The 23,853-nt window shown below is 42.7% G+C and carries 19 protein-coding genes and 1 riboswitch; of the genes, 2 read left to right on the forward strand and 17 right to left on the reverse strand.

The genetic code is table 11. The annotated features are described in order from the left end of the window. The first annotated feature begins 347 nt into the window (after positions 1 to 347). On the forward strand, positions 348 to 1,112 hold the full coding sequence (locus FD716_RS17270) for a putative porin (protein ID WP_139853462.1): 765 nt from the start codon (positions 348 to 350) through the stop codon (positions 1,110 to 1,112). A 96-nt stretch (positions 1,113 to 1,208) separates the two neighbouring features. On the opposite strand, the gene recJ is transcribed toward FD716_RS17270, so the two are convergent. The 9 genes from recJ to FD716_RS17315 form a co-directional block, all read right to left on the reverse strand. Then, positions 1,209 to 2,915, reverse strand: a complete 1,707-nt coding sequence (gene recJ, locus FD716_RS17275) for a single-stranded-DNA-specific exonuclease RecJ (RefSeq protein WP_139853733.1) — start codon at positions 2,913 to 2,915, stop codon at positions 1,209 to 1,211. Next, on the reverse strand, positions 2,915 to 3,571 hold the full coding sequence (gene pdxH, locus FD716_RS17280) for a pyridoxamine 5'-phosphate oxidase (RefSeq protein ID WP_139853463.1): 657 nt from the start codon (positions 3,569 to 3,571) through the stop codon (positions 2,915 to 2,917). Before pdxH ends, recJ begins: the two co-directional genes overlap by 1 nt. A gap of 9 nt (positions 3,572 to 3,580) precedes the next feature. Continuing rightward, the gene (glmM, locus tag FD716_RS17285) at positions 3,581 to 4,918 is read right to left on the reverse strand and encodes a phosphoglucosamine mutase (RefSeq protein ID WP_139853464.1); all 1,338 of its coding nucleotides are present in this window, start codon (positions 4,916 to 4,918) and stop codon (positions 3,581 to 3,583) included. 211 nt (positions 4,919 to 5,129) lie between these two features. After that, positions 5,130 to 6,596 (reverse strand): IMP dehydrogenase, encoded by a 1,467-nt coding sequence (gene guaB, locus FD716_RS17290; RefSeq protein WP_139853465.1) that lies wholly within the window; start codon positions 6,594 to 6,596, stop codon positions 5,130 to 5,132. Positions 6,597 to 6,714: 118 nt separating this feature from the next. Then, complete coding sequence (locus FD716_RS17295; RefSeq protein ID WP_139853466.1) at positions 6,715 to 7,080, reverse strand: YkgJ family cysteine cluster protein; 366 nt, start codon at positions 7,078 to 7,080, stop codon at positions 6,715 to 6,717. Between the two features lie 183 nt (positions 7,081 to 7,263). Continuing rightward, positions 7,264 to 7,839, reverse strand: a complete 576-nt coding sequence (locus tag FD716_RS17300; RefSeq protein ID WP_139853467.1) for a TMEM165/GDT1 family protein — start codon at positions 7,837 to 7,839, stop codon at positions 7,264 to 7,266. 93 nt (positions 7,840 to 7,932) lie between these two features. After that, positions 7,933 to 8,059: riboswitch (yybP-ykoY riboswitch) on the reverse strand. A 97-nt stretch (positions 8,060 to 8,156) separates the two neighbouring features. Next, positions 8,157 to 10,103 (reverse strand): 2-oxo acid dehydrogenase subunit E2, encoded by a 1,947-nt coding sequence (locus tag FD716_RS17305; protein ID WP_139853468.1) that lies wholly within the window; start codon positions 10,101 to 10,103, stop codon positions 8,157 to 8,159. A gap of 2 nt (positions 10,104 to 10,105) precedes the next feature. Further along, positions 10,106 to 12,820, reverse strand: a complete 2,715-nt coding sequence (aceE, locus tag FD716_RS17310; RefSeq protein WP_139853469.1) for a pyruvate dehydrogenase (acetyl-transferring), homodimeric type — start codon at positions 12,818 to 12,820, stop codon at positions 10,106 to 10,108. Positions 12,821 to 13,013: 193 nt separating this feature from the next. Continuing rightward, entirely contained in the window at positions 13,014 to 13,718 is a 705-nt protein-coding gene (locus FD716_RS17315) for a M23 family metallopeptidase (RefSeq protein ID WP_139853470.1), read from the reverse strand. 106 nt (positions 13,719 to 13,824) lie between these two features. On the opposite strand from FD716_RS17315, the gene FD716_RS17320 reads away from it, so the two are divergent. Continuing rightward, positions 13,825 to 14,265: a DUF721 domain-containing protein gene (locus FD716_RS17320; RefSeq protein ID WP_139853471.1), complete on the forward strand. Its 441-nt coding sequence runs from the start codon at positions 13,825 to 13,827 to the stop codon at positions 14,263 to 14,265. A 98-nt stretch (positions 14,266 to 14,363) separates the two neighbouring features. On the opposite strand, the gene lpxC is transcribed toward FD716_RS17320, so the two are convergent. From lpxC to gshB, 8 genes are all read right to left on the reverse strand, one after another. Next, a complete protein-coding gene (lpxC, locus tag FD716_RS17325; RefSeq protein WP_139853472.1) occupies positions 14,364 to 15,266 on the reverse strand; it encodes a UDP-3-O-acyl-N-acetylglucosamine deacetylase in 903 nt (300 codons plus the stop codon). 124 nt (positions 15,267 to 15,390) lie between these two features. Next, on the reverse strand, positions 15,391 to 16,572 hold the full coding sequence (ftsZ, locus tag FD716_RS17330; RefSeq protein ID WP_139853473.1) for a cell division protein FtsZ: 1,182 nt from the start codon (positions 16,570 to 16,572) through the stop codon (positions 15,391 to 15,393). Between the two features lie 166 nt (positions 16,573 to 16,738). Beyond that, positions 16,739 to 18,001 (reverse strand): cell division protein FtsA, encoded by a 1,263-nt coding sequence (ftsA, locus tag FD716_RS17335; protein ID WP_139853474.1) that lies wholly within the window; start codon positions 17,999 to 18,001, stop codon positions 16,739 to 16,741. 62 nt (positions 18,002 to 18,063) lie between these two features. After that, positions 18,064 to 18,918 (reverse strand): cell division protein FtsQ/DivIB, encoded by an 855-nt coding sequence (locus FD716_RS17340; RefSeq protein ID WP_139853475.1) that lies wholly within the window; start codon positions 18,916 to 18,918, stop codon positions 18,064 to 18,066. 6 nt (positions 18,919 to 18,924) lie between these two features. Next, positions 18,925 to 19,851: a D-alanine--D-alanine ligase gene (locus FD716_RS17345; RefSeq protein ID WP_139853476.1), complete on the reverse strand. Its 927-nt coding sequence runs from the start codon at positions 19,849 to 19,851 to the stop codon at positions 18,925 to 18,927. Positions 19,852 to 19,936: 85 nt separating this feature from the next. After that, a complete protein-coding gene (murC, locus tag FD716_RS17350; protein WP_139853477.1) occupies positions 19,937 to 21,388 on the reverse strand; it encodes a UDP-N-acetylmuramate--L-alanine ligase in 1,452 nt (483 codons plus the stop codon). A 13-nt stretch (positions 21,389 to 21,401) separates the two neighbouring features. Continuing rightward, complete coding sequence (murG, locus tag FD716_RS17355) at positions 21,402 to 22,499, reverse strand: undecaprenyldiphospho-muramoylpentapeptide beta-N-acetylglucosaminyltransferase (RefSeq protein ID WP_139853478.1); 1,098 nt, start codon at positions 22,497 to 22,499, stop codon at positions 21,402 to 21,404. A gap of 337 nt (positions 22,500 to 22,836) precedes the next feature. Continuing rightward, complete coding sequence (gene gshB, locus FD716_RS17360; RefSeq protein WP_139853479.1) at positions 22,837 to 23,778, reverse strand: glutathione synthase; 942 nt, start codon at positions 23,776 to 23,778, stop codon at positions 22,837 to 22,839. Positions 23,779 to 23,853: the final 75 nt, after the last annotated feature.

A 23,853-nucleotide genomic window follows, 5' to 3' on the forward strand; every position in this document is an offset into this window, starting at 1 on the left:
TTTATCCAATGCTCAATTTATTTTTTTGAATCTAAAATTTAAAGTCAAAATCATCATTTTTAAGATGATGTTTCTATGACAAAAATACAGTAGTCAATCCCAAATAGAGTATTTCAAAGAGTTGAAAAGCCAAGTCCATCAAAAACACATCATTTTAATAAAATCGAACAAATGCTTTTAATTATTAATTTTCATATGCTTAAATAAAATCAATTACACAAACTTACTAATATTACTATTTATTTACGCGGTAAAGATTGACGTACGGTGAAATTTCTCTAGACTGAAGTTGTAACAAAAAATGTATTTCTAGAAGAGTCCAACTTATTTTCTGAGGGGAAATAGTGATGAAAAAATTAGCCATTGTTACAGCATTATTATCAGCTTGTGCAATTTCAGCTTCAGCCAATGCCTATCAAACCGAAGTAGGCGGTTCATATATTTTCACCGATTTTGATAAGGCAAGTGATACCCACAGCTTTGGTGTTGATGGTACTTATTATTTTAAACCTGTTCAAACCCGTGATGCCCCGCTCAATGAAGCTGCATTCTTAGACCGCGCAAGTAATGTAAGTGCAAAGGTTGATTACGCAGACAACAGCGGTGTGAAAAACTCATACTTTGGCGCTGGTGCTGAAGTTTATATTCCAGATACAGATTTTTACGTCGGCGGTCATGCTGGACGTAGCGAAGTAAAAATTAAAGATGCCGGTAAAAACCGTGTAACGACTTATGGTGCTGAGGTTGGTTATCTACCTGCACCGGGCTTATTGCTTGCACTTGGTGTAACTGGTTATGACCAAAAAGATGGTAAAGACGGTTCAGATCCGACCATTCGTGCAAAATATGTAACCCAAATTGGTCAACATGACGTGAACTTCGAAGCTGGCGGTGCGTTTGGTGACCTAGACGAATACAACATTCGTGCTGACTACTATCTCGACAAAACTTTGAGCGTTGGTATGGATTACTATAACAACGATCTAGCTGATCGTGATTCTTGGGGAATTTCAGCGAAAAAATTCTTCAACCAAAACGTAAGCCTTGAAGGTCGTGCTGGTTTCGGTGATCACGACGATACTTATAGTCTTCGTGCAGCTTATCGCTTCTAAGTTCAATTTAAATTGAACTGCAAAAAACCGCTCTTATGAGCGGTTTTTATATTTCAAGTTAAGTGTTTTACTCGATGTATGACTTTGGCATACCGCTTATGCTTGTTGCAAATGTGCGATTCTAAGCTGTAAAGTAGTTCGACCATTGAACTGATTTTGATCCAATTCATACACCAGTCTGACAGTCTTGTTAGCAGGATCATAATTAAACTTATCTTTGGCACCAAAAGCGATGGCATCAACATACTGCTGATTACCCAAACGCAAACGCAACTTTAAATGGGTCTCCTTCAACCAACGGTGTTCATCTACCTCAAAGTGCCCTTCAAATATCGGCAATGTAAATTGGTGTCCCCATGGGCCAAGTTGCATGATTTGCTCTACTGTTTCTAAATGCAGCTCTTCTGCTGATAACTCCCCATCTGTCCATAAAATGGCTTCAAAAACAGTCGGATCTATCTGTTCCACCAGCTCAGTAAAGACTTGTTTAAATTCATCAAAGTGATCTTTTTTAATACTTAATCCAGCCGCTGCGGCATGCCCACCAAAAAAACTTACCAAATGAGGATGCTGCTCTGCCACATGCTCAATAACATCACGTATATGTATGCCATCAATGGAACGGGCTGAGCCTTTAATATGAATGCCGTCTTGATCTGCCGCAAAGACAATACTCGGGCGATGAAACTGTTCTTTTAAGCGCCCGGCAACAATCCCAATCACACCTTGATGCCAATGTTCATCGAACATCACCAAAGCTGCTGGTAGATTCTCACGATCAAGCTGTAGATCTGCTAAGGCAGACAATGCCTCTTGTTTAATTTGAGTTTCAACTTGACGACGTTGTAAATTAAGATCATTCAGTTGACGTGCAAGCGCATTGGCTTGTGTCAGATCGGTCGCTAACAAACATTCAATGCCAATGTCCATGGTTTCCATACGCCCCGCAGCATTGATGCGTGGCCCGAGCACAAAACCCAAATCTTGTGCTTGTAATTGTGCTGGATCACGATCTGCGACATCAAGTAATGCTGAAATCCCCATACGGCATTGATTTTGCTGGATGCGCTTTAAACCCGCATCAATCAAAATACGGTTGTTATAGTCTAAGCTTGCCACATCAGCGTATGTGCCTAATGCTACCAAATCAAGATATTGCGCCATTTTTGCACTGGTTTTACCGAGTTTAGCCCGATGGCTACTCAAGTGCGCCAACAAATAAAAGGCCACTCCCACGCCAGCCAAAGCCTTGCTAGGAAAGTTACACCCCAATTGATTAGGATTCACCACCGCTTCTGCTTCGGGTGTTTCTTTCGTGGTCAAATGGTGATCTGTGATAATCACTTGCATACCATGAGCTTGCGCTTGCGCTACACCTGCATGGCTTGAAATACCATTGTCGACCGTAATCAATAAATCAGGTTGAAAGCGACTAAAGGCCAAATCTGCAATTGCAGGCGTGAGCCCATAACCATATTTAAAGCGATCTGGAACCAAATAATCAATCTCTGCGCCCATTTCCTTTAGCGCCAAGATCATCAACGCAGTACTGGTTGCACCATCGGCATCATAATCGCCAACAATTACAATTTTATCTTGCTGATCAATTGCTTGATCAATTAGCAATGCCGCATCTGCAAGGCCTTTCATCTCTGGCTTAAGCAAATATTTAAGCTTTAAATCAAGTTCTTGTGTCGACTGCACGCCGCGACGTGCCAAAATATTAGCAATAAAGGCAGGCACCTCCTGGAAAAGTCCAGGAGAGGTCAAATAAGGACGTTGTTGAATTTGCATATGCGGCATTAGGGCATAAGACGTTGCAGTTGCCACGCACCATCGGATAATTCATAGCTTAAACGGTCATGCAAACGATTTGGTCGCCCTTGCCAAAATTCATAGTAACTTGGCTGAAGGCGATAGCCTCCCCAAAACTCTGGTTTAGACAATTCGGTGACTTGCTCCACTTCTGCAGCGAGATCTTGAAAACGTTGTTGCAAAAGTTCACGACTCTCGATAACACCGCTTTGTGGCGTACTGATGTGTGCTGCAATTTGGCTATCACGTGGACGCTTATGATAGTAGGCCGTTGATTCTGCTTCTGGAATTTTTTCAACATGGCCATGAACACGAATCTGACGCTCAATTTCAGGCCAATAAAATAACAGTTCAGCATAAGGATTGGCGGCCAAATCTAAACCTTTTTGACTATCATAATTGGTATAGAAATCATAGCCTGTTTCCGTCGCACCACGTAGCAGCACGGTACGTACATGCGGACGGCCTTGAGCATCTGCAGTGGCCAAATACATGGCATAAGGCTCATGTAATTGTGCCTCTAATGCTTGATTGAACCACTGTAAAAATTGTGCATGTGGATCAATTGCTGCACGGGCTTCATGCAACTCACCCTTTTGATAACTTAATCGTAATTCGCTTAAATCTTGAATCATATCACTCATGTGGATGTCCTAAGCCGTTTGAGCATGTTGACGCACAGCATCGGCTAAATTGTTCGCTAAATGGGTAACTTCTTCTAAATTGTCACCTTCGACCATAACACGAATAACTGGCTCAGTACCTGACTTACGAATCAATAAACGCCCTCTACCTTTTAAGGTTGCTTCAGCATGTTCAAATGCAGTCACCAATGCCGGAATTTGGAATGGGTCAATCATTTTTTCAAGTCGAACATTAACCAAGATTTGTGGGAACAATTTAAAGTCAGCCACCAATTCATCCAGTGCTTTATCTTGCTCTTTCATCACCGTAAGCACTTGTAAGGCAGCAATAATTGCATCGCCTGTCGTGCTTTTGTCTAATGTTAAAATATGGCCAGATGGCTCACCGCCAGTTACCCAACCTTGCTGTTCAAGGCTTTGTAATACGTAGCGATCACCAACTTGTGCACGAACAAATGGCACTTCTGCTTTTGCTAAAGCGAGTTCTAGCGCCATATTACTCATCACGGTTCCAACAATGCCTGTTGGTTTTTTCGCAGATTGAGTCGCTAAAATATATAGAATATGGTCACCATTAATGAGTTGACCATGACGATCGACCATAATCACACGGTCAGCATCGCCATCAAAGCCAACACCTAAATCTGCCCCATGTGCCACGACTGCACGTTGCAATCCTTCAGGATGGGTAGAACCACAGTTTTCATTGATGTTCTGACCATCTGGCTCATGATTCAAAGCAATCACTTTAGCGCCTAGCTCACGAAATACCGCAGGCCCAACATTGTAGGCCGCACCATTGGCGCAATCGACCACAATTTTTAAATTTCTAAGATGGAAGTGATAGGGAAAGGTCGATTTACAGAATTCGATATAACGGCCATTGGCATCTTTGACTCGAACACTTTTCCCCAAATTGGCACTGTCTTCAATAACTAAATCATTTTCTAATTCTAAATTAATCGCTTGTTGTAGTTCATTGGAGAGTTTTTTACCCTCGTCGGAGAAGAATTTAATGCCATTATCAAAATAAGGATTGTGCGATGCAGAAATAACGATTCCAGCATCTGCGTGTAATGCACGGGTCAAATGCGCAATCGCTGGCGTCGGTAATGGACCCAGTAAATGCACATAAACACCTGCTGCATTGAGGCCTGCCTGTAATGCAGACTCTAAAATATACCCTGATAAGCGGGTATCTTTGCCTAAAACAACAATGGGTTTTTTATTCGGGCGAATTTTTTTTAAGACCTTACCAGCGGCAAAACCAAGCTGAAGTGCGAACTCTGGGGTAATCGGAAATTGACCAAACTTTCCACGAATACCGTCTGTACCAAAATAACTCATCCCGTCTCCATCAATTATATATTACAACTTAATAATTAAAAATTAACTGTGCCTGTTCGCAATTTTAACGCATAGCTTGCCCATGTGAATCAAGCACTTTGCTTATGCATTTTAAAAGATGACAAACTTATATTTAAGTATTCTACTCTACACTAAAAAAGAAAAAGCCATCACAATCGGATAGCTTTTTCATCAAAAATCTTAGAAAAGATTAACCAACGCGATAGTTTGGCGCTTCTTTGGTAATGGTTACATCATGTACATGCGACTCTTGCATACCCGCAGACGTGATTTTTACGAATTTCGCATTTTCACGTAAGTCCTGAACGGTTGCAGAACCGGTATAGCCCATCGATGAACGTAAACCACCCATCATTTGATGCACGATTGCGCCCATTGGCCCTTTATAAGGAACACGACCTTCAATGCCTTCAGGAACTAATTTTTCAGCACCTGCTTTCGCATCTTGGAAATAGCGGTCCGCAGAACCAGTAGAACCCGCCATCGCACCCAAAGAACCCATACCACGATATGCTTTGTAGTAACGACCTTGGAAGAATTCAACTTCACCAGGGGCTTCTTCAGTACCCGCCATCAATGAACCGACCATAATGGTACTTGCACCAGCGCCCAAAGCTTTCGCCATGTCGCCAGAGTAACGAATACCACCATCTGCAATTAAAGGAATCTGCTCTTTCAGTGCATTGGCCACCTGATCGATCGCTGAGATTTGTGGAACACCAATACCCGCAACAATACGCGTAGTACAAATCGAACCAGGACCAATACCGACTTTAACCGCATCTGCACCAGCATCAAGTAAAGCTAAGGCTGCATCACCAGTCGCAATATTTCCGCCAATAACTTGAACTTGTGGATAATTTTGTTTTACCCAACGCACGCGTTCAATCACACCAGCAGAATGGCCATGTGCAGTATCAACCACAATCGCATCAACACCCGCTTCAACCAAGGCTTCAACACGTGCAGCCGTTTCTGCGCCAGTACCCACCGCAGCACCCACACGTAAACGACCGAGATCATCTTTACAGCTGTTTGGATACAATTCTGCTTTGCGGAAATCGGTGACGGTAATCAGACCTTTTAGGCCATAATTGTCATCAATCACCAGTACTCTTTCAATACGATGTTTTTGCAGTAAAGCTTGAATATTTTCTTTGGATTCGCCTTCTTTAACTGTTACCAAACGATCTTGGCCAGTCATAATATTGCTTACAGGCTGCTCAAAATTGGTTTCAAAACGTGTATCACGTCCAGTCACAATCCCAACCACTTTACCGTCTTTCACCACAGGCACACCGCTAATATTATTCGCTTCAGTAATTGCGATTAATTCACGTACAGTAGTCTCTGGGCTAACAGTAATAGGATCTTTGACCATGCCAGCTTCAAATTTTTTCACACGACGAACTTCAGCAGCTTGCACTGAAATATCCATATTTTTGTGTAAAATTCCAATTCCGCCATTTTGCGCCATCGCAATCGCCATACGAGACTCAGTCACCGTATCCATTGCTGCAGAAACAAGAGGAATGTTTAATTGAATGCCACGGGTCAGGCGTGTCCTTAGAGAGACATCTTTTGGTAAGACCGTAGAATAGGCAGGGAGTAATAAGACATCATCAAAGGTTAAGGCTTCTTGAACGATGGTCAGCATAACAGTCTCGCTGGTAATTTCCGTGAGCCATTATATACAAATTTTGCGCTAAATTTCATGTAGTGACGAAATTATTGAGCGTACTGTAAGTTTCTGCGCAAAAATCTAGTACTTAAACCTAGCAAACCTGATCATAGTCATCATCATTGCTTGAAGGTAAATCCTCAACTTCAACCAAGGGAATCATGCCATGCGCAAACCGAGCTTTGTTGCATTGTGCATCACCCGCTTGAACTTCTTTGCAACTCGAACTGCGCTGTGCATAAATACCGCAACTGACTTGCTCACCCACCACGCCATCCAAAGCAACACAACGTGGCTGCTTCTGATTGGTTCCTTGCATACACGAATATACGGCAGTTAATGGTTCGAGCATTTCTTGAGGCATACTTTCGCCTTCAGCCCAATAGAATGAGACTCGGAAATAAGCACAACAGGCACCGCAGCTCAGGCATGCATCTTGTGTAGGGATTTGAGACAACATATTTTAAGAATTCTCGTTATCAAGGTCCGTTTTAAGCTGCGAATATAAAAAAAAAAGTTTTTTAACACAATCTTTTTTTCATTTTTTTTGTCAACAAAAAATCCCCCTAATGTCCGAGGTGCAATGCACACAGAACAACGGGGGATTTAAATTCAGCCTATTTAACACGAAGTTAAATCGGTTTTAAAAATAATAATATGCCACCAAGGTCATGACACCGAGCACCAAAAAGATCAATGCACCAATCTTATGAATTAAAGCAATCGGTAAACGACTGGCAAAACGATCCCCAATCAGAACCGCAGGTACGTTAGCAATTAACATCCCGATGGTGGTGCCGACGGTGACTAAAAAGATACTGTCATATTTCGCAGCCAAAGCCACGGTTGCGATTTGGGTCTTATCACCGATTTCAGCAATAAAGAATAAGATGAAGGTTGCACCAAAAACACCGTATTTCTGCCATCTGTTAATGCTCTCGGTTTCATCATCCAGTTGATCAGGCACTAACATCCAAGCCGCCATAGCAATAAAGCCGATTGAAAGCCCCCAAACGAGCCAAAGCGGATTCAACACCGCGGTGATCCATTGCCCGAGTGCCGCAGAAACACCATGATTGATTAAGGTTGCCGCGAGAATAGCCAAAATAATTGGAATTGGTTTTTTAAAACGAGCTGCAAGAAGTAAAGCAAGAAGTTGGGTTTTGTCCCCCATTTCAGCGAGGGCAACAATAAGCGTAGAGGAAAGAAGCTCTTGCATAATCATAATCTCTGGCTAGCATATAGATACCAATGATTTACCCCTCCTGCTAGCCAAAATTCGAGTGCAGAGTGATAAATCAAAGGTCTTGCCAACAAAAGATTGCTTAATCATAAAGCGACATTGTTATTTGCTATGATGACCATGTTCTGTTGAACAAGTATGTTGACCATCACCTATTTACTTGTGTAAATAGCGGCTACTCCCCAATGAGTGAATGAATTGTAGTCGGCTTCAATTTTTATTGCAATCATCACATAATAAAAAACCCAAACCTCCGTGAAGAAGTCTGGGCTGACAAATATGACTAAAACTGTTTAGAGCAAGATATTGCGAATATCGGCAAGCAACTTGGTCAACTTATTGGTAAAGCGTGCTGCATCGGCCCCATTAATCACACGATGATCGTATGACATGGATAACGGTAACATCAGGCGTGGATCAAAAGACACACCATTCCATACTGGCTGCATGGTGGCTGGTGAAATCCCCAAGATCGCAACTTGCGGCCAATTCACCAATGGGGTAAAGGCTGTTCCACCAATACTACCCAAACTGGTAATGGTAAAGTTTGCACCCTGTAAATCTTTCGGTGAAAGCTTCTTATCACGTGCTTTCTGACTCAACTCACCCAATTCAATCGCAATTTGTTTAATTGATTTTTGATCTGGATTACGCAGTACAGGCACCGTTAGACCATCTGGAGTTGCCACAGCAATACCAATATGAATTTCGTTGCGTAACACGACCGATTTTTGATCATCCGCCAAATGGCTAGCAAAATAAGGCTCTTCTTTCAACAAATGCGCCAATGCTTTGGCAATAAACGCAAGAATCGTCAAACTAATGCCCTGCTTTTTAAAGCCAGCTTTAAGCTCACCGCGCCATGCTTCAAGCTCGGTAATATCAGCCAAATCAAACTGAGTCACTTGTGGAATAAAATTATTCAATGACAATTGTGGAATCGACACTTGTTGCAGACGTGTCATCACCTTGGTCTCACTACCACCATAGCTAGTAAAATCAGGTAACTTCGGTAAACCAGACAACATTGCAGCAGGACTTGCCACTGTTGTCGCAGGTGCCGTCAAACGGGTTTTCACATAGGCATAGACATCTTCTTTAATCACACGTGCATGCGGACCAGAAGATTTTACATTTGCCAAGACCACACCCAACTCACGCGCCAACTTACGTACTGCTGGTCCTGCATAAACTTTGGCATTTTCAGCTTGCTGTTCAACGCTTAATTGATCTGTACTCGCATTCGCTGCAGGCTCAGTAACTTTTGCAGTCGGTGCAGCAGCCACAGTAGGTTGTGCAACTGGCGTTGCAACGGGTGCGGCTGTAGCAGGTGCAGTGGGTTGCACAGACTCACTTTCAATCGCAACCAATGCTGTGCCTTGTGTAAGTGCTTGCCCAAGGCTGATATGAATCGCAGTAATGATACCCGCAACTGTACTTGGTACTTCTACAGAGGCTTTATCTGACTCAACCACGCACAAGCTTTGCTGTGCAGCAACATGATCACCGACTTTAACTAAAATTTCAGAAACAGTGGCTTTATCGACCCCTAAATCTGGAACAGTCACTTCAACAAGACCTGCGGCAACAGGTACGACAGCAGCCGCTGCAGGCGCACTGGTATTCGCAGTTTGTGTTGGTGCTTGTTCAACAGCTGTTGCTTCACTTGCAGCTGTGACGGCTGTTTTCACTTCAATTAGTACAACACCTTCTTTAATGCTATCGCCAGACTGAATTAAAATACGTTCAATGGTTCCTGCAACTGTACTCGGTACTTCTACTGAAGCTTTGTCCGATTCCACCACAACGATGCTGTCATCGATTGCGATTTCATCGCCAACTTTCACTAAAATTTCACTGATCAAGGCTTTTTCTACGCCAATATCAGGAACTTTAACTTCAACCGTTTGTGCAGCTGTCGCGACCTTGACTTCAGCGACAGGTGCTGTGCTTACTGCTGGTTGAGCAGCAGGTGCTACAGTTTGTACAGGCGTCTCTGCTGCAGCGCTTGCAGCTTCTGCTTCAAGCTCAATGAGCACTGCGCCTTCCGCAACGTTATCACCAACATTTACGAGAATGGCTTTGACCACCCCCGCTGAAGTACTGGGTACTTCAACTGAGGCTTTATCCGATTCGAGCAATACGATGCTGTCTTCAACAGCAATGTGATCACCCACTTTGACTAAAATTTCCGCAACGAGCGCTTGATCTACGCCAATATCAGGTGTTTTGATTTGCATGCTTAGTTCTCCTCACCTGATTGCTCTGTATAGCCAGCAACGTTTTGAACAGAAGGATGTGCTTGTGGCAACCATGCCACAGGTCGATCAACATCCAATTCGAATGAAGAAATCGCATCTTTGACTAAACGTGGATCTACTTCGCCTTCATCTGCAAGTTTCTTCAATGTCGCAACCACAATATGTGCCGCATCAACACCAAAGTAACTACGCAAATTACCGCGTGTATCCGAACGACCATAACCGTCTGTACCCAAACTTACGTATGGACGATTGTCTGGTAGATAAGCACGGATCTGTTCGCTATAAGCACGGATATGATCTGTCGCAGATAATACGATACCGTCTGTACCACGTAATTGTTGTGATACCCAAGATTCTTTTGGTTGTTCTGCCATCGGATGTAAGCGGTTATATTCTTCAACTGCCATACCATCACGCGCCAACTCGTTATAGCTGGTGACGCTCCAAACATTCGAATGAATTTGATATTCATCACGTAGAATCTGACCTGCTTTAATCACTTCACGCAGAATCACACCAGAACCGAGTAACTGAACCGTGGCTTTTTCATCTTCTTCAAGCAAGTACATCCCACGCTTAATGCCTTCTTCCGCACCCGCTGGTAATGCTGGTTGATCGTAGTTTTCATTCATTAGCGTTAAGTAATAGAACACACGCTCTTGATTAACATACATACGTTGCAAACCATCATGAATAATCACAGCTAACTCATAGCCATAACATGGATCATAAGCCACGCAGTTCGGAATCGTTCCAGCCAAGACATGTGAATGACCATCTTGATGCTGTAGTCCTTCACCATTTAAGGTGGTACGACCCGCTGTTGCACCAAATAAGAAGCCTTGTGCTTGTGAGTCACCTGCAGCCCATGCAATGTCACCGATTCGTTGGAAACCAAACATCGAGTAATACATGTACATCGGAATCATTGGCAAGTTATTGGTTGAATAACTGGTACCCAGCGCAGACCAAGCACTCATTGCGCCAGCTTCGTTGATCCCTTCTTGCAACATGTGACCATCTTTGGCTTCACGATAGTTCATCAACTGTTCTTGGTCTTCAGGCGTATAGTTTTGACCATGCGCAGCATAAATACCCAGTTGACGGAACATCCCTTCTAAACCAAAGGTCCGCGCTTCATCTGGCACAATCGGGACCACACGGTCTTTGATTGCTTTTTCTTTTAGCAATGCTGCAATCAAACGCACCATCACCATCGTGGTTGATTGCTCTTTGCCACCACTACCACGTAATACACCATCAAACACAGAGATATCTGGAATATCGAGGGCAACGCTTTCTTTACGACGTGCGGGTAAATAACCGCCTAATGCTTCACGTCGTGCCTTCATGTATTTCAATTCAGGAGAATTCTCACCTGGACGATACAACGGCAATTCTTCTAATTGCTCATCATCGAATGGCAAGTTAAAACGATTACGGAAGTATTTAAGTGATTCCAAATGCATTTTTTTGATCTGATGGGTTTTATTTACTGCTTCAATTTCATCAGATAAACCATAACCTTTTACTGTTTTGGCTAAAATCACGGTTGGTTGACCATTGCTTTGCATCGCTGCTGCATAAGCCGCATAAACTTTATACGGGTCATGACCACCACGATTTAATTCTTCGATGTCATCATCGCTTAAGCCTTTGACCAATTCTTCAGCTTCTGGATATTTACCAAAGAACTTCTCACGGGTATAAGCACCGCCTTTTACTTGATAACGCTGATAGTCACCATCAAGCACTTCTTCCATACGTGCTTTTAGTGCACCTGATTTGTCTTGTGCCAAGAGTGGATCCCAATGACGGCCCCAAACCACTTTAATGACACGCCAGCCAGCACCACGGAATACAGACTCAAGCTCTTGAATGATTTTACCATTACCACGAACAGGACCATCTAGGCGCTGTAAGTTACAGTTTACCACCCAGATCAGGTTATCTAGTTTTTCACGACCTGCCAATGAAATCGCACCCAAGCTTTCTGGCTCATCCATTTCGCCATCGCCGAGATAAGCCCAAACCTTACGATTTTCTTCTTTGATTAGGCCACGATTCATTAAATATTTTTGAATATGTGCTTGGTAAATCGACATAATTGGACCGAGCCCCATCGACACGGTCGGGTACTGCCAATAATCAGGCATCAAATACGGATGCGGATAGCTGGAAAGTCCCTGGCCATTGACTTCGCGACGGAAATTATTCAGCTGATCTTCAGTCAAACGACCTTCAAGAAAAGAACGTGCATAAATACCCGGTGCACAATGTCCTTGATAATAAATTAAGTCACCACCGAAGCTATCGCTATTTGCGCGGAAGAAATGGTTAAAACCGACGTCATACAAGGTGGCTGAAGATGCAAAGCTTGCTAAGTGTCCACCTAAATCATCACCCGTTTTATTTGCACGCAATACCATTGCCAATGCATTCCAGCGAATCAAGGCACGAATACGACGCTCCATATCTTGATCACCAGGCATTGCTGGGGTTTCTTCAACAGAAATGGTGTTTAAGTAGGCGGTATTTAGGCGCTGAATGGGTACGTGCTTAGTAATTGCACGTTGATACAACTTTTCGAGTAAAAATGCAGCACGCTCTGTTCCCATGTGCTGTAAAACCGAATCAAAAGCATCTTGCCATTCTTTTGTTTCTTGAGCATCAGAATCACCATAATACGCCATGTTCCACCTATTCCTTGATCTATTTTCTATATGGTATATGTACCATGTTTTGGGGGTGTTAAGTTATTGTTACCTGTGAATATAGGAAGGGACTATTATTTAGTAAATAAATACAGCTTGACTATTTTTACTGCACGCAATAAAAAACCGCCAATGAGGCGGTTTAAATATCAAAACAAGAATTGCTAAAGACTTATGGAAGCAAAGCCAAATAAGTCGATGGATTTTTACGTTGACCATCTTTTACGACTTCATAATGTAAGTGTGGACCCGTACAGCGACCCGTACACCCAACATTCGCAATATGATCACCAGCTTTCACACTTTCACCAACACTTGCAATTAGACGTGAAGCATGCGCATAACGTGTGATGTATCCATTGCCATGATTAATCTCGACATATTGACCATAACCCGTACCCCAGCCCGACTTGGTCACAATACCAGGACCTGTCGCATAAATTGGCGTGCCGCTTGGTGCAGAAAGATCAAGACCTGAGTGATTTTCAGCACGACCACCCATGGTACGACCACCGTAAGATGAGCTTACACGCTTCATATCTGGGAGGGGATGTGTCACTAACCACGAATAGCCAGTGTTCGAACCAAAGTTAGCAGTTTTATTTGAACCATATTTTTGCGCGAGTGAGTCGTTATTCACTTCAGTCGGCTGTTTATTATCACGCAATTTCACATTGAGTTGCTGATTGCTAAGCACTTCGATGCTATCAGCATGTGAATATGAACCTTGTGGTGATAAAGTCTTGGTCAGTTGTTCTAAACGATCTGTAGCGACTGAATTGTTTTTAGGTGTTTCTATTTGAATCAAATCTGCAAAAGCCACTGAAGCTGTTGAAGCTGCAAGTGAAAAAGCGAATAGAATACGTCTCGACTGCATAAATACCTCTTTAAACTGTTTTTACTTAAGTTTCTTGCGTCATCTCTTTCTTGATATTTAAAGGCGAACGCTTAAGATAAAGACATTGAGTTACAGGAACCCAGTGATGTCTGAACCTACCAACGTTTTCCAACAAGCAAGAAAACACGTAAAAACAGGAAACCTATCGTTTCTTACTAAGCAAGTTACTGAGTGGAAAAAACTTACTCAATTAATTCAGCCTTTATTACCGCAACCAGAGCATTGGCAAGTGGCATGTTATGAATATGGTGTTTTGACGATAACGGGTGAAAATCAAGCAATGATTAGTCAACTTGGTTACCTGCAAAAGCAGTATATTTCTCAATTATCTCAATTAGATGAATTAAAAGCGCTTCAGAAAATTCATGTTCGATTAAGAGTAAAAACTCGCCCCGACAATAAACCCATCCAAACTTTAAAACAAATCACTCCAGCCACCCAGGACATGTTACGAAATGCCGCTAGCTTTGTGAGCGACCCTAAGCTTAGTCAAGCGCTACTACGTTTGGCAAGCAATAAAACGTAACCAATACATTGTCATAGCAATCTTGAAGCTAAAAAGGAGGCGAATAATCCATCAAATTTAAACGTTATAATATAACAGATGCAGATAAACACAAGGGTTTAGATGACATTTACGTAGGGAATTGGACAAAGCGTATCGTCATCAAATGTTACAATTTCATAGTTACTTGGATCACTTTGAACATTGCGTAAAAGTTGGTTATTTAAGGCATGTCCAGATTTGTATCCATCAAATTTCGCAATAATTTGATGACCCAATAAATATAGGTCCCCAACCGCATCTAAAATTTTATGTCGAACAAACTCATCAGCAAAACGTAAACCCTCTTCATTGACGACGCCAGTATCATCAACCCCAATCGCATTATCGAGACTGGCACCCAATGCCAAATTATGTGATTTAAGATAGTCTAGGTCTTTCATAAAACCGAATGTTCGAGCACCGCTCACCTCATAAACAAAGGTTTCTGTCGAAAAATCGATTGATGCAGATTGATACTCTTTAGCAAAGGCAGGATGATCAAAATCGATGGTGAAGTTGATTTGAAAACCGTCATGTGGAGAAAAAGCAGCGCGTTTATCATCAATCAATGCTTCAACGGGCTTGAGAATACGTATAAATTTTTTCGGTGCATCCTGTGCAACCAGATCACCTTGCATTAACAAATAGATGAAAGGTCCAGCACTCCCGTCCATAATCGGAACTTCTGCTGCGGAGACCTCAACAATCAAATTATCGATCCCAAGTCCCGCAATTGCACTCATCACATGTTCAATGGTGCCCACTTTAATTTGGTCATACACCAAATTGGAGCACATGAATGCTTCCTGAACCAATAACGCATCCGCTGGAATATCGACAGGCGGATCAAGGTCAATACGACGGAAAATAATCCCCCCATTAGCGACATGTGGTAAAAAGTTTATCATTACTTTTTGCCCACTATGTAATCCAATGCCACTCGCTTTCACGATTCGTTTCAGGGTCCGTTGTTTCAACATGCTACTGAGTTCTTTGTCCTAAATCCGCTATACGTTAGCATATTTAGCCATTGATAAAAAACAAAAAAGGCAGTGAAAAACACTACCTTTTCTGCTAGAAACACACTATATCTTTTTCTATCAACTACTTACGCTGTTGTTTCTTTAGAAAATCTTGAATGCTCATCGTGGTTGGACGTGGTGCAGGATCTGTTGTCGGTGTAGATGTTTCACCAGAAGCGCGTTTATTGATGGCAGGCGTGTCATCATCATCACCGCTTAGCCCCGCTGCATAGCTGGTATCAACCACCTTACGTTGTGGCTTTCTATTCTCGCCAGACGGGTCATTGGCATTACGCGTCAAACCGGTTGCAATCACAGTCACGCGAATCTCATCACGCGCATCTGGATCAAATACCGTTCCAAAGAAGACTTCGCCCTCATCAAGATCGACGATCTGATTCACGACATCCGTAATCACTTCTGTTTCACGTAAGGTGACATCAGCACCGCCTGTAATATTAATCAACACCCCTTTGGCGTTCATAATATTGACATTATCAAGCAATGGGCTACGAATCGCTAAACGTGCAGCTTCTTCAGCACGATCAGGTCCACTACTCTTGCCTTCACCCATCATGGCATAACCACGAGTGCTCATTGCTGTCTTCAAATCGGCAAAGTCGAGGTTAATATGACCAGGACGAACCACCAAATCAAAGATACTGCGTACTGCATAAAGTAAGATATCATCGGCTTTGCGATAAGCATCTTGCATCGAAATATCGCCATATACGCTGAGCAAGCGTTGATTTGGGATGATAATCAATGAATCAACATGTGCTTCTAAAGCTTCAATGCCTTTTTCTGCTGAGCGTTGACGGCGACGACCTTCAAAATTAAATGGTGTCGTTACAACGCCAACGGTAAGAATACCCATTTCTTTCGCAATTTCAGCAACAACAGGTGCTGCGCCAGTGCCTGTACCGCCACCCATACCCGCAGTGACAAACACCATATCAGCGCCTTCTAAGTAGAGGCGAATCTGTTCACGGCTTTCTTCTGCTGCAATTTGACCCACATCAGGGTTTGCACCAGCACCCAATCCACGTGTGCTTTGCTCACCCAACTGGATTTTAAGGTCAGCACTCATGCGATCTAGCGCTTGTTTGTCAGTATTAGCACAAACAAATTTAACGCCTTTAATATCCGATTGCACCATATGTTGAACAGCATTACCGCCACCGCCACCCACACCGAATACAGTAAAACGGGCTTGACCGTTTCCATCGCTTTGTTCATCTTCTAAAAATTCGAATGAGGCCATGACCTTTAGAGTTCCTAATAAATTTTGGCAGCCACTTGAAGCCCGTATACTGCCTTGATCTTCAATAATAAAAAATTGTTTTTAGGATGCTTCGCATTACTTAGCTTGTCAAGTATGGGCCGATCTACTTACAACTCACTAACAATATTCCCAAAAAAAACTATACCTAAAAAATACCCTTCAATTTGTTATTCATTGTATTCCAGCCATTCGCGATGCGTTCTAGAAATGAGCGTTTCACCTTATCTTCTGGTTCATCTACTGCATCCTGCATTTCACTTTGACTAAAAAGCAATAAACCTGCCGCTGTGGCATACATTGAGCGACGCAATGCTGGGAGATGCTGATCATCTGATACCACTTGCAACGGTGGATTACCTAAATGTGCTGAAACACCAAGCATCCGTCTTGCCAAAGCCACCATACCTTCAATTTGACAAACATCACCCGTCAAAACCACACCATGGTATAGGCTTTGTAATGCACCTTCACTTTCTAATTTTTCACGTACCTGCGTTAAAATTTCTTCATAACGCGCCAAAATGATTTCAGAAAGCTCAATACGGCTGATGGTCTGCGGACCATCGATCGCCTCAAACTGAATCATATGGTCTGGTTTTACTTGGTGTAAGTCGACACAACCATAAAACAGTTTAATCCGTTCTGCTTCTTCGGTGGTGGTTTGCAAGACTGCTGCAATATCACGAGTAACATTTTCACCACCACGCGGAATGGTATGTACCAGGGCTAAATGACCTTCAATGTACACGGCAATATTGGTGGTTCCAGCACCAATATCAAGCAAACATACGCCATATTCTTTTTCGTCTTTCAGCAAACTACTTTCTGCAGTGGCTAGGCTTGACACCACCATTTTTTCTACAAAAATGTTTGCGCCTTTCATTGCACGATCAAGGTTTTGCATAGTGCTAATGGGTAACATCATCAACTGATAATGTGCCGTCATCGTATTCGCAGAAAGATTGATTGGATTTTGTACCCACTCTTCTGCATCATCGAGCTCAAAGCCAAGCGGTACAGCGCTTGCCAAATAATAATCAGGCGCCATATGACTGGCTTTGGCCAATTCAAGCGCACGCACCATTTCAGTCGTGGTAATGGTACGATCTGGGTTTGAAATTGGAGTACGACCTGGTGCATAAAAGCTTTTTAGCTCAGTACTTGGAATCGAAACCCATGCTGAATGAACGCGGCACTCTGCCATATCCTCGGCTTCTTGCACTGCATTTTTAATGGCAGTAATGACCTTATCTAGGCTAACAATTTTACCCTTACTCATTCCGCGATTAGGTGTGCTTGCCATTCCGATCACGTGAATATGATCAGGGGCATGCACTTTCCCGATTAAAACTGAAACTTTATGCGTTCCAATATCTATCGCCACCACTGATGGAACAGCCTCACTCATTACTTATTACCATTATCTTCATTGTTTATGTTTCGCACTATGCTTTGTTTTAACAAGCAATTTTATCTTTGTGCAGCTATTGCGTTTTCAACGCTGGTGTCAATATTGGTGATAACAAATTGACCATTCAATATTTTTGGTGGAGTTGAATTCTTCCACTGAATTGCAAGTCCATTGCGATAACGTAAATCAATTGCAGAAATTTGAGGCCAAACCGGCTTTAAATCGTTTTGTGCTAAGTGACTTAAACGTTGCAATTTACTCATCATTTGATCTTGATCAACAATAACACGCAAACCTGAATCAAACTGCATAAACCAAGTCATCCGTTCAGTCAGATACAAATCTTTTAAGCGGAGCCCTGCTGGATGAAACAGTTGATTAATCTCATTGTAGCGTCGCATCATGGCCTTAGATTGAGTTAACGGGCCATGTAACATTGGTAGGTTTGAATAATCTTTTGTGCCTACCTCAGTAAATACAACACCTTCGTCACTCAGTAACCGTCCAGTGCCCCAACGTGCAATCGCATGCCTCGGTATCACCCGAACACGAATACTGCTGGGCCACATCCGAGAAACAACAACGCGATCTACCCATGCAATTTGTAGTGCTTGATCGCGAATTTGCCCAAGATCTGAGGTGAAATAATTGTCTTTCACAACCGGAGCCAGATGCTGTGTGACTTGTTGCACTTCTAATTCAGATGAAGTTCCAACCACCTGCAAGGTTGCAACCCGTGCATCTGTAATCACTTTATATAAACCATACAAGCCTACAGCGAGTACAAAAACAGCAATCACCAATAAGAGCCATCCGCCCGCAAAAATTAGTTTTTCCTTGCGCGATGGTGGCTTCTCATGAATGGAGGTGGTTGCTGCGCGCTTACGGCGCATTGAAGCAGGAAGTTGCGCCATAAACTATTATTTTTCATCCACTAGCGTTTGCTCAAGAATCGCAACACAGAGCGAATCAAAATCATAACCCACCGCACCAGCAGCTTTCGGCACCAAAGAGTGACTGGTCATCCCTGGTACTGTATTGACTTCAAGCAACCAAAAGTTTCCAGCTTGATCTTGCATTGCATCCACACGCCCCCAACCACTGGCACCCACGGCTTGGAATGCCGTTAAAGAGAGTGCTTGGAGCTGTTGTTCTTCGGCATCATTTAAACCAGAAGGAATACCGTATTCAACATCATTACGAAGGTATTTGGCATCATAATCATAAAATGCAACGTCAGCAGGTGGCTGCAAACGAATCACAGGCAAGGCCTGTCCATTTAAAATCGAAATGGTATATTCCGAACCTGTAATCCATTTTTCTGCCATGACCAAAGCATCATGTTGACTGGCCTTGGCAAAGGCTGCAGCTAAGTCTTCTGCTTTTTCAACTTTGCTCATGCCAACACTTGAGCCTTCATGCACCGGTTTAATAATGAGTGGCAAGCCCAAGTCACCAATAACACGATCTAAATCCGTATCTTGATCAATAATACGATAAGGTGCTGTCGGTAGATTTGAGCCAAGCCAAATTTGCTTGGTCTTAATTTTATCCATCCCAATCGCAGAACCTTGAACACCTGTGCCGGTATACGGAAGGTTTAGCCATTCAAGCACACCTTGAATCTGACCATCTTCACCACCACGACCATGCAGCACAATAAAGGCGCGATCATAATGAACCAATTCAGTGACACTGCGCTGCTGTGGGTCAAACGCCTCAGCATTCACCCCAGACCGTATTAATGCTTCTAGTACTGCTTTACCACTATTTAATGACACCTCGCGCTCAGCAGATTTCCCACCAAGCAAGACAGCAACTTTGCCGAATTTAGAAGCATTTGACACGTTTATATCCTTAAACTTATCTGATTGATCAATTTAAATGACTTATATCACCAAAACAATATTTCAGGTCAAATGACCATGCACATCATTTTTTTAAAAACAAATCATTGTGAGCTAATTCTAACGAAATTGCACCAACGTTACCTGCACCCTGCGTTAATAGTAAATCATTCGGTTGTAACACTTTTTGTATTACATTTGCCAAATTACCCTCAACAGGGTCAATCAAGATTGGCTCGACATCACCGCGGAGTCGAATACTGCGTGCCAAACTACGACTATCTGCACCCACAATCGGCTTCTCACCTGCAGGATAAACCTCAAGCAATAGCAATTGATCGACTTGAGAGAGCACATCCACAAAGTCATCAAAACAATCACGAGTACGTGAGTAACGATGTGGTTGGAATAAAAGGACCAAACGGCGATCTGGATGACTTTGACGTGCTGCTTTAATAGTGGCTTCAACTTCTTTTGGGTGATGACCATAGTCATCAACCAATTTCACTGTCCCATTTTCAAGCGGATATTCACCCTGCACTTGGAAACGACGACCAACACCACTAAAACCAGCTAAAGCACGGCAAATTGCAGCATCAGAAACACCTTCATCGGTTGCAACACCAATTGCAGCCAAGGCATTCAGCACATTGTGTAAACCAGGTTGATTTACGGTTACACGCAAAGGATCTCGGCCTTTACGTTGTACCGTAAAGTCAGTTTGCATACCATTTTGATCGACATCAACTGCGCGGATATCGTTGTCTTCATTAAAACCATAAGTCAAAATTGGACGACCAATACGCGGCATAATTTCACGCACATTGGCATCATCACCACACACGACAGCCAAGCCATAGAATGGGAGTTTTTGTAAGAATTTCACGAAAGTATCTTTAAGCACATCAAAGCTACCGCCGTATGTATCCATATGATCTGCATCAATATTGGTAACTACGGCAGCCATTGGCTCTAAAAACAAAAATGAGGCATCAGACTCATCTGCTTCAGCCACAATAAAGCGACTCGCACCAAGCGCGGCATTGACACCTGTGCGATTAAGCAAACCACCAATCACATAGGTTGGATCCATGTTCTCTTCAGCCAACATACAAGTCAGCAAGCTGGTGGTGGTGGTTTTACCATGGGTTCCTGCAATTGCAATCCCATGACGGTAGCGCATGAGTTCTCCGAGCATTTCAGCACGGCGAACCACAGGAATACGATTTTCAATCGCAGTTTTAATTTCAAGATTTTCAGTGTCAATCGCGGTGGAAACCACCAACACATTGGCACCTTCAATATTTTCGACCGCGTGGCCAATATGCACTTTGATGCCATTGGCTTCGAGTTGTGCAGTGGTTTTTGATGCTTTGATATCTGAGCCAGAAACCTTATAGCCTTGGTTTTTAAGTACTTCAGCAATACCACACATGCCTGCCCCACCAATCCCCACAAAGTGGATGTGTTTAATACGGCGCATTTCTGGAACTTTGATCAGATTCTTCGCTTTATCTGCAGGGCTAATTGGCGACATAGTTTTCTCGGGTTTACAATTCTTGAATTAAATCAACAACACGCTGGGTAGCATCTGCCTGGGCATGTTGACGCGCTTTTACTGCCATTTCCATGAGCAACTGACGATTCATCAGAGGTTCAAGCAACTGCTTGAGTGTCTCTGGCGTCATTGTAGCTTGTGGGCAAATTTTTGCTGCACCAATATTACAGAGAAATTTTGCATTGGCGGTTTGATGATCATCTACGGCACTTGGCAATGGCACAAAGACGGCAGCAATACCCGCTGTCGCAACTTCAGTAACGGTCAGTGCACCTGCACGACAAATAATTAGATCAGCCTCGGCATATGCTTGGGCCATATCCTCAATAAAAGGCTGTACTTCGACTTGAACCGTCTCAGATACATTGGCATAAGCAACTTGAGTACTTTCAAGTTTATTTTGCCCACATTGATGAAAGACCTTTAATGGTACTTGCATTTGAGCCAAGGCTTTCGGGACGCATTCATTTAAGGCTTGCGCCCCCAATGACCCACCGACCACTAAAATTTTCAATGCTTGATTTGCCGCTTCTCGTTGTTGATAACGAAAAGACGGATTATAAATTTCAACAATTTCACGGCGCACCGGATTACCTGTGGTCACCACTTTTTCACTGGCAGCAAAGGTATCTGGAAATGCTTGGCAGACTGTTTTTGCAACACGTGCAAGCTGGGTATTGGTAAAACCAGCAACTGCATTTTGTTCGTGAACAATCACCGGAATACCCAACAATCGAGCCGCTAAGCCACCAGGCCCTGCGACATAGCCACCAAAGCCCGCTACTGCATCAACCTTAAGTTGTTTCATATAACGCATTGCTGCCCAAGTAGCACTGAGCACTTTAAAGGGTGCTTTTAATTTACGCAGTAAGCCATTACCACGCACACCTTGAATATCAATCTGATAAATTGGAATATCATGTTGTTTTAATAAACGATTTTCCATTCCTGTTGGGGTGGCTAACCAGGACACTTGATGACCGTGCTGCTGTAATTGTTTTGCTACTGCCAGCGCCGGAAAAACATGACCACCTGTGCCAGCAGCCATAATCATCACATGTCGAGAAGCATTTTTTTGAAAATCAGTCACAGTATAATTCTTCAATACAATAAAAAGGTTGTGAGAGGTCTATTTTTAAATAGCATCAATTGTAATCCCAAATTGCCATATCAGAAAAGTTTATTTACTTTTTTTCACCAACTAATTCATTTTTTTCAAAAAAAATGAATTATGCCCCGCATTTAATGATTTTATGCGAAGAAACACGGTACTAACTGAACACAAATAAAGTGGAATTTCAATTGCAGCTCAAACTAAAAAAAGCCATCACCAAGACAACACAATGAAAATAACAAAAAAGCGCCTTCTACAAGGCGCAATCTTTAATCAACTCAAGCAACTTCAAATGCTTCACTTCGCAGACAATTTATTGTCGACCAGCCTCTAAAACTGCAAATAAATCATCGGCGATCGAGGTATTAAATGTTGCATCAATTTCACGAATGCACGTTGGGCTAGTAACATTAATTTCCGTGACATATTCACCAATCACATCAAGACCAACAAAGACCAAACCTTTTGCTTTTAAAAAAGGTCCAACTTTAGCCGCAATTTGTTTGTCGTGTTCAGTCAGTGGGCGTGCTTCACCCAAACCGCCAGCTGCAAGATTTCCACGTACCTCTCCATTTTGGGGAATACGCGCAAGGCAATACTGTACAGCTTCGCCATTAATCATCAGAATACGTTTATCACCATCCACGATTTCAGGGATATAACGCTGTGCCATAATCGGTTGCTGACCATACTGCGTCAACATCTCAAGCGTTGAACCAATATTGATTCCTCCTTGAGCCAGGCGGAAAATTCCAGTGCCACCCATACCATCTAAAGGTTTTACAATCACATCTTGGTGTTCTGCTAAAAATTCACGAATTAAACTTTGTTGCGAAGTTACCAAAGTTGGTACTTGAAGCTCTGGGAATTGGGTTGCAAAAAGTTTTTCATTACAGTCGCGTAGGCTTTGCGGTTTATTGATAATCCATGCACCTTCACGCTCTGCTTGTTCCAAAATATAGGTACTGTAGACAAAGTTCATATCGAAAGGTGGATCTTTACGCATCAAAACCACATCAAACGATGCAATCGACTGCTTCTGCTTTTCGCCCAACTCATAATAATGGTTCGGATCTTCAAACACTTGCAACGATGAAATTAAACCGAAAGCTTTGCCTTGATCAATATACAAATCTTCTTGTAAAACATAACCTAGTTCATGTCCACGGCGTGTTGCAGCCCACAGCATTGCCATGGTTGAGTCTTTTTTTAAATTGACATTTTCAATCGGGTCCATCACAACCAATACGCGCATTTTTAAGCTCTACTCAACTTTCAGTTCAGGTCCGAGTATAGCTGAGATTATTGCTATTTTTTCTCAATTTTGTGG

The sequence above is a fragment of the Acinetobacter pullicarnis genome, from assembly GCF_006352475.1.
GTDB lineage: Bacteria > Pseudomonadota > Gammaproteobacteria > Pseudomonadales > Moraxellaceae > Acinetobacter > Acinetobacter pullicarnis.

What these genes read in the sequence shown, in the direction of transcription:
- FD716_RS17270 (WP_139853462.1), top strand. Translation starts at nt 348, where the DNA reads ATGAAAAAATTAGCCATTGTTACAGCATTATTATCAGCTTGTGCAATT.
- recJ (WP_139853733.1), bottom strand. Translation starts at nt 2,915, where the DNA reads ATGCCGCATATGCAAATTCAACAACGTCCTTATTTGACCTCTCCTGGA.
- pdxH (WP_139853463.1), bottom strand. Translation starts at nt 3,571, where the DNA reads ATGAGTGATATGATTCAAGATTTAAGCGAATTACGATTAAGTTATCAA.
- glmM (WP_139853464.1), bottom strand. Translation starts at nt 4,918, where the DNA reads ATGAGTTATTTTGGTACAGACGGTATTCGTGGAAAGTTTGGTCAATTT.
- guaB (WP_139853465.1), bottom strand. Translation starts at nt 6,596, where the DNA reads ATGCTGACCATCGTTCAAGAAGCCTTAACCTTTGATGATGTCTTATTA.
- FD716_RS17295 (WP_139853466.1), bottom strand. Translation starts at nt 7,080, where the DNA reads ATGTTGTCTCAAATCCCTACACAAGATGCATGCCTGAGCTGCGGTGCC.
- FD716_RS17300 (WP_139853467.1), bottom strand. Translation starts at nt 7,839, where the DNA reads ATGCAAGAGCTTCTTTCCTCTACGCTTATTGTTGCCCTCGCTGAAATG.
- FD716_RS17305 (WP_139853468.1), bottom strand. Translation starts at nt 10,103, where the DNA reads ATGCAAATCAAAACACCTGATATTGGCGTAGATCAAGCGCTCGTTGCG.
- aceE (WP_139853469.1), bottom strand. Translation starts at nt 12,820, where the DNA reads ATGGCGTATTATGGTGATTCTGATGCTCAAGAAACAAAAGAATGGCAA.
- FD716_RS17315 (WP_139853470.1), bottom strand. Translation starts at nt 13,718, where the DNA reads ATGCAGTCGAGACGTATTCTATTCGCTTTTTCACTTGCAGCTTCAACA.
- FD716_RS17320 (WP_139853471.1), top strand. Translation starts at nt 13,825, where the DNA reads ATGTCTGAACCTACCAACGTTTTCCAACAAGCAAGAAAACACGTAAAA.
- lpxC (WP_139853472.1), bottom strand. Translation starts at nt 15,266, where the DNA reads ATGTTGAAACAACGGACCCTGAAACGAATCGTGAAAGCGAGTGGCATT.
- ftsZ (WP_139853473.1), bottom strand. Translation starts at nt 16,572, where the DNA reads ATGGCCTCATTCGAATTTTTAGAAGATGAACAAAGCGATGGAAACGGT.
- ftsA (WP_139853474.1), bottom strand. Translation starts at nt 18,001, where the DNA reads ATGAGTGAGGCTGTTCCATCAGTGGTGGCGATAGATATTGGAACGCAT.
- FD716_RS17340 (WP_139853475.1), bottom strand. Translation starts at nt 18,918, where the DNA reads ATGGCGCAACTTCCTGCTTCAATGCGCCGTAAGCGCGCAGCAACCACC.
- murC (WP_139853477.1), bottom strand. Translation starts at nt 21,388, where the DNA reads ATGTCGCCAATTAGCCCTGCAGATAAAGCGAAGAATCTGATCAAAGTT.
- gshB (WP_139853479.1), bottom strand. Translation starts at nt 23,778, where the DNA reads ATGCGCGTATTGGTTGTGATGGACCCGATTGAAAATGTCAATTTAAAA.